Source organism: Syntrophorhabdales bacterium, from assembly GCA_035541455.1.
Lineage (GTDB): Bacteria > Desulfobacterota > Syntrophorhabdia > Syntrophorhabdales > WCHB1-27 > JADGQN01.
Genome location: DATKNH010000172.1, coordinates 23385 through 30258, shown reverse-complemented (window position 1 = coordinate 30258; position 6874 = coordinate 23385). Strand labels below are relative to the sequence as shown.

At 53.0% G+C, this 6874-nt stretch carries 7 protein-coding genes; all 7 read right to left on the bottom strand.

Annotation, left to right across the window (positions count from 1 at the left end; all coding sequences use genetic code 11):
• On the bottom strand, positions 1-1352 hold a 1352-nt coding region (locus VMT71_18590), incomplete at its 3' end, for a tripartite tricarboxylate transporter permease (GenBank protein HVN25983.1).
• A 33-nt stretch (positions 1353-1385) separates the two neighbouring features.
• Positions 1386-1844: a tripartite tricarboxylate transporter TctB family protein gene (locus VMT71_18585; protein ID HVN25982.1), complete on the bottom strand. Its 459-nt coding sequence runs from the start codon at positions 1842-1844 to the stop codon at positions 1386-1388.
• A gap of 341 nt (positions 1845-2185) precedes the next feature.
• Positions 2186-3421, bottom strand: coding sequence for an amino acid ABC transporter substrate-binding protein (locus tag VMT71_18580; GenBank protein HVN25981.1), 1236 nt, complete (start codon positions 3419-3421; stop codon positions 2186-2188).
• 60 nt (positions 3422-3481) lie between these two features.
• Positions 3482-4423 carry a branched-chain amino acid ABC transporter permease gene (locus tag VMT71_18575; protein ID HVN25980.1) on the bottom strand — a complete coding sequence of 314 codons (942 nt, stop codon included), beginning with the start codon at positions 4421-4423 and terminating at the stop codon, positions 3482-3484.
• On the bottom strand, positions 4420-5292 hold the full coding sequence (locus VMT71_18570; protein HVN25979.1) for a branched-chain amino acid ABC transporter permease: 873 nt from the start codon (positions 5290-5292) through the stop codon (positions 4420-4422). The genes VMT71_18575 and VMT71_18570 overlap by 4 nt, the downstream gene beginning before the upstream one ends.
• A gap of 2 nt (positions 5293-5294) precedes the next feature.
• A complete protein-coding gene (locus VMT71_18565) occupies positions 5295-6005 on the bottom strand; it encodes an ABC transporter ATP-binding protein (protein HVN25978.1) in 711 nt (236 codons plus the stop codon).
• Positions 5998-6729: an ABC transporter ATP-binding protein gene (locus VMT71_18560; protein ID HVN25977.1), complete on the bottom strand. Its 732-nt coding sequence runs from the start codon at positions 6727-6729 to the stop codon at positions 5998-6000. Before VMT71_18560 ends, VMT71_18565 begins: the two co-directional genes overlap by 8 nt.
• Positions 6730-6874: the final 145 nt, after the last annotated feature.

Genomic DNA, 6874 nt, shown 5'->3' with positions numbered 1-6874 from the left:
CGGAGGTTTGTTTCGAACATGGGGCCAAGGACAAAGGCAAGAATCAACGGCGCTCCTTCGAAGTCGAATTTCTTGAAGAGGTATCCCAGCAGCCCGAAGATCATCATGACGATTACGTCGAACGTGCTGTTGTTGAGGCTGTAGGAACCGACGATGCAAAAGAGCAGTATCAAAGGAAAGAGAATTCTGTAGGGTACTTTCAAAACCTGCACCCAGAGCGGGATCAGGGGAAGGTTGAGAATCAGCAGCATCACGTTCCCGATATACATACTGCTGATCACACCCCAGAAGAGGTCAGCATGGTCTTTGACAAGGAAGGGCCCCGGCCGCATGCCGTGAATCAGCAGAGCCCCGAACATAAGAGCCATCGTAATATTTGAGGGGATCCCGAGCGTGAGCAGAGGGATGAAGCCTCCCGATGTAGCAGAATTGTTCGCCGATTCAGGGCCTGCAACTCCCTCAATAGCGCCTTGCCCGAACTCCTCGGGCCGTTTCGAAATGCGTTTTTCCAGACCGTATGACAGAAACGAAGCGATCACCGGGTTTCCCCCCGGCAGTATCCCGAGAAAAAATCCCAGTACAGTACCCCTGATGATAGGCCATACCGAACGTGCCCAGTCGGCAACGGTAGGGAAAAAGTTCTTTATTTTCGTTTTGAGAATGTCTGTCTTTTCGGTTCTCTCTATATTCAAGAGAACTTCAGAAATGCCAAAAAGGCCCATGGCAACCGGCACCAGACCCACGCCGTCCCACAGCTGCATGATATCGAACGTCATCCTCGGGGAACCCTGGATGGAATCAAGACCGACACAGCTCAGAATAATGCCAAAGGCTCCCATCATCAGTGCCTTTATGATAGAGCCGCGTGAAAGATAGGTGACAAGGGTCAGTCCCAGAAGGAGAAGTCCAAAGTATTCCGGCGAGCCGAAGCGTAAGGCAAATCGGGAAAGTGGCGCCGCAAAAATCATGAGCCCGACTATCCCGAGGGTGCCTGCAATGAAAGAGCCGAAGGCAGCCATGCCCAGAGCTGCACCGGCCCTTCCACGTCGTGCCATCTGATAGCCGTCCAGGCATGTAACGACGGATGCAGCCTCCCCTGGAATATTAACCAGGATAGACGTTGTCGATCCTCCGTACATTGCCCCATAGTAGATGCCCGCAAGCATAATAATGGCGCCGGTCGGGGACATGTGAAACGTGGCCGGAAGAAGCATCGAAATTGTTCCGATGGGCCCTATACCGGGAAGCACCCCTATCAACGTGCCAAGCACTGTTCCAAAAAAACAGAACAGCAGGTTCATGGGTTGAAGCGCAACCGTGAACCCGTAAATCAGATTATGGAAAATATCCATGCAGCCTTCTTAATCGCGCTCACTCCCGGCGTCCTAGAGCCCGAGCATCCCCTTCGGCAGTTTGACATCCAGCAGCGTATAAAAAATGAGATAGCTTACCAGCGTGATTGCCACAGCAGTGGCTATGTCTATCCACAGCTTTGAGCGTATCCCGACAAAGAGCAGGTATGCGATAAGTACGAACGTCATGATGAGGTATCCCACTAAAGGGAGCAGAAGAGGATAAAGGAAAAGAGCGAACAGAATCAGGAAAACCTTCCCCCAATCAAGGCCTCTCCAGAGATCCAAGAGCTTATCTTTGCGTGTCTTCTTGAGGCCTGCACCGATCGTGAGCGTAATCGAAAGCACACCCAGAACTACGGATGACCAGAAGGGGAGAAATCCGGGACCCGGCGAATGGAGTGAGCCGAGATCACTCTTGAATGACTGAATGGCAACAAACACGGCAACAGCGAGCCAGAAAAGACCAGCCAACAGGTCACGACGGTTCATGTGTATCACTCTCCTGCGGGTCCCGTGATAGTCTTGCGTCACCCGATTGTCCCAACCGGTCGGCTTATTGCGCAGGCGATTCTCTTCGTGCCGTGCGCTTTCAGCTTTCGCGTAACAGGCTCATACGTAACAAGTAATCAGGAGCATGTCAAGCAGAAAATGCGCGGTTTTAGCGGCAAAATAGCACCCCGTCTTCATTCCCGGGCGCTGTCCCAATTGGTGCATGGCCGTAACGCTGAAGAAGATTGAATAGCAGTGAAAGGGCCATCAGCTGCATGCAGCCGATGGCCCACGTTTCCAAAAGAACTCAACGCCTGTGCTGCTTAACGGCTCAACTGTTTCTACCGTTTGTCCCATGGCGGGGCAAGCATTAACTTGGCCTTCGCGGCGCTCGGCGGCCAGATGAGCACGTTCTTCCCGTTCTGCCATTGTCTGAGACCATACTCGATAACGGCAGTGCCGTTTGCCCTGAACTTGATAGGACCCCTGATGGTCATCATATCGGTCTTGGCAATCGCATCCCTAATCTTCTGCCTGTCGAGCGATCCCGCTCTTTCAATGGCGTTTGCCAGAACCTGCACGGCCGCGTATCCGGCGCCGACGGGAATACCGATATTCTCGACTCCGGGGTTCGCCGCCTTGTACTGATCGACCATTTTTTTATTGCCGGGATAGGTCATCGTCTCGTCCCAGTTGCCGTCCGAAATAATGTAGGCCGCATCTTTTCCCATTGCCTCCCAGTACGTGCTCAGATCAGGCCCCCTGATCAGACAGGTGACTTTTGGCGCATAATTGAGCTCTTTCATCTGCTTCACCATCACGATGGACTGCGGCGGTGCAGGCACGCTGAAGACCGCTTCTGCGCCGGCCGACTTCAACGCCAGAATGGCCGAAGAAAAATCATTCGTCGGGGGAGCGTATTTCTGATCGACGACCAGCTGATAGCCTCTCTGCTTCGCCATCTCTCTCACATATTTGCCGCACTCGTTGCCCCAGTCCACGTTCAATTCCAAATGGCCGATCTTCTTCGGTCTCTGGTCAGCGGGTATTGAATCGAGCAGGTCAAAAAATGCCTTGACCTGGTCATGCGACATGGAAAATGGCGCGAAGACCCACTTGTAGCCGGAATTGAAAGGAGCCTCAACGGCAATCGTCACGCCGATCCAGGGAACCTTATTCTTCTCTGCAGCAGCCATGCCCACCACGTTCAAGTCACTCGAGAATCCGCTAAGATAAGCAACCACCTTGTCTACTGAGCTGAGTTTGTCCAGCCTGGTCGCAGTCTTCACCGGGTCGGATTCATCGTCCACGATCATCACGTCAAGAGGTAGCTTCTTTCCGTACTCCTTGACCATAATACCGCCCGCCGCATTAATGTCTTTGACGGCAAGGTCGTACCCTGCTTTGACGTCCTTACCTCCCGCTGCCATACGCCCTGTGAGGGCGATCACCGCACCCACTTTGATCGCTGAGGGCGCGGGTTCCGCTGCCATTACCGGGGCCACAGTCAATCCCAGCGCAACGAGGGTTATCCCGGCAACAAATAACAGACACTTCAAACCACTCACCTGCTTCATACACACCTCCTTAGTGTTAAGTTGAGTGGAACTCAACCTCCTTTCGTCAGCCAAGCAACGCTACGCGTGACGCTCGTCCGAGCTTAGCGGACGTCCTGCGTTCTTCTGCTTTCTGACGATCCCCGCTATGCCTACCAGGCCCTTCGGCAGAAAAAGCACGGTGACAATAAATACGATACCGAAGATGAGTACATTCACCTGCCCAAGGCTTGCGGCAAACAATTCCTTCAGCAGCACAAAAACAACCGATCCGATAACCGGCCCGGCAACCGTGCCAGCCCCACCTATGAATGCGATCAGCAGGGGATCGAAGGACCAGCCCAGCTCAAAGGGAGCATAGTGGTAATAGGTTCCACAGTAGAAGGCGAAAATCCCTCCGGCAAACCCTGCGACAACTGTACTGATGCTCATCGCCGCCACTTTATACTTGAAGGTATTGATTCCTATCGCCTCAGCCGCATCCTCGTCCTCTCGCACAGAGATCATCGCAAGCCCAAGCTTCGATCGGGAAAGCGCGTATACCGCAAACACAGTAAGTGCCGCTACTCCAAGCGCAAGGTAGTAGATGGTCATAAGGCTATATTCCTTCAGACACGCTTCCGTGATAAAGCTCACGCCCGGAAGCAGGTTCTGCACCGTAATAAGCGCAATCATGGCGAGCGCGAGAGTTCCGATGGAAAAATAATGTCCTTTCATTTTAAACGACGGGAAGCCAATGGCTGAAGCAAGAACAAGTGACGCGAGCGCACCCGCGGGCAGAGCAAGATAGTAAGAGACGCCCCCAAGCCACAAGTAGCGGAACGTGAGCGCGCCGGCACCGAAAAACGTAGCATGGCCAAGGCTGATCTGACCGCAGTAGCCTCCGAGGATGTTCCAGCTGTGCGAGAGTATCGCGTAAAGACAGATAAGGATCAGAAGATTGAGTAGATACTCGCTCTTGATCACGAGCGGCGTAACTATCATCAGAAGCAGCAAGGCTGTAATTGCGAGTTTGCCCTTCACGATTTTCGACCCCCCAATCCTTGCGGCCGGAACATCAGGACTAGCACGAACAGGAGGAGCCCTACGACCTCCCTGTAGGCGACTCCCACGAAAAAGACGCTCGCAGCTTCTACTATGCCGAGCAGCAATCCTCCAATGAGCACGCCGCGCAGACTTCCGACACCGGCAAGAACGAGGACAATGAGCGCCTTGTTTGTCAAATCGAAAGATACAATGGGGTTAAAGCTCTGCAAGGCGATAACCACACCGGGAAATCCTGCCAGTGCAACGCCGATCGCGAAGGACGCCAGGCAAACCTTCTTCGTGTTGATACCCATCCACGCTGCTGCTTCGTAGTCCTGCGATACACCCCTGATCGCTTTGCCGAAATAGGTCCGCGTCAAAAAAAGATGTACAGCGAGTACCACGATCACGGCAAGCAATACTGACGCAAGCCCGATGTACGGAATGCGCACACCCATGAGGTCAATCACTTTTCCCGTATAGCTGGTGGCTATCGCCCGCTCGTCCGCCGTCCAGAGCATGGTTGCACCATTGGAGCAGATAAGCAGAATGCCGAATGAAATGAGCAGCGAATTTTTTATCTTTTCAGTCTCGGGCAGGGCGAGAAGGCGCTGAAACAACCCCATGAAGAGTACCCAGCCGATGACAAAAAAGATTGGCACGACAAGAATAAGCGAGAGGAAAGGATCAAAACGGAGGTAGTAACAGATCCACAGCGCAGCATAGGATGCCAGCATGATGAGAGCGCCGTGCGCCACGTTCAAATAATTCATCACCCCGAACACGAGTGAGAGTCCCAGGGCGACCAGACCATACAAAGCGCCACTGAAAATACCGTAGATGAGAATCTGTAACAGACCTGCCATTATTATCCTACCGCCAGGTATGCGCTCTTGATCTCTTCACTGGCCAGAAGCTCTTTCCCCGACCCTTCCATGGTTATACGCCCGTTCTCTATCACATAGGCCCTGTCCGCCACTTCGAGCGCCAACCGTACGTTCTGTTCGACTACCAGGATAGTCACGTTTCTCGATTTATTTATCTCCTTGAGCGTGGTGTAGATATTCTTGACTATGATCGGTGCCAACCCCAGCGAAAGTTCGTCTACCAGAAGCAGCTTGGGATCTGACATGAGTCCTCGCGCTATGGCCAACATCTGTTGCTCTCCACCACTCAAGGTCCCCGCAAGCTGCCGCATCCGTTGCTTGAGGACAGGGAACATGGTAAAGACCCATTCAAGGTGATCTTCTTTGACCTTCCGAGCCCTGCCGATGTAGCCGCCGAGTTCCAGATTCTCCATGATGGTCATGTCGCGGAAAAGTCTTCTCCCTTCCGGCACCAGTGCGACGCCGAGATCGACGACCTTGTGAGGCTCCACCGTATCCGACCGTACCCCTTCAATGGTTATGCTTCCCTTCCGAGGCCTTTGCACACCGGACAGGGTACGCAATATCGTTGACTTGCCTGCCCCGTTTGAACCGACCAGGGCTACCAGCTCTCCCCTTTTGACGGTGAAGGAGACTCCCCAAAGCGCCTGTATATCGCCATAGGTTACGTCTACGTCCCTGACTTCAAGCATGGAAGTCTTCCCCCAGGTAAGCCTCTATTACGCCTTTGTCGGCCACTGCGTCGTGCGGTGATCCTTCAAAAATTTTCTGACCCGAACTGAGCACGATCACCTTGCTCGACACCCCGAGAATGACCCTAATCACGTGCTCGACGATCATCATCGTGATGCCAAGCTCTTTTATCCTGGAAACAAGCGAGAGCGCCTGTTCAATCTCAGTGTGGTTCAGCCCTGCAAAAACTTCATCAAGGAGTAGCAATTTAGGTTTCGTGGCCAGAGCGCGGGCAATTTCCAATCTTTTTCTGTCGATAAGATTCAGGTGCTGGGCAGCGATATGTTGTTTCCTGCTGATCCCGGTAAAGGCGAGTATCTCTTCTGCCTCTTTTGTCGCCTCCTTCATGTTGCGTGCCGGTTCTCTTCCGTACGCTCTGCCTGCCATGACATTTTCCAGCGCGGTCAAGCGGAGAAATGGTTTCACGATCTGAAACGTGCGCGTGATGCCCGATTTGCAGACGGTCGAGGGCCTCCTACTGGTTACGTTCTCACCGCAGAATTGCACCTCACCCCCATCTGCACTGAGGAATCCTGTAATGAGATTGAAAAGCGTAGTCTTCCCCGAGCCGTTCGGCCCAATGACACCGAGGATTTCTCCTTCGCCAAGCTCAAAGCTGAGATTCTGGATAACAATGAGGCCGCCGAAAGACTTGGAAAGGTTGCGTACACTCAAGAAGGACATTATTGACCGATTCTTTCCTCTTTGGAATCTTCCTTCCAACGCACTTCGTTCATGCCAGCAGGCAGGCTTCAGACCAGTGTACGGAGTGGATCAGATTAGCCTAGTAATATTGCCACAGGGTGTGGCCATTATTCAATAATTTGTT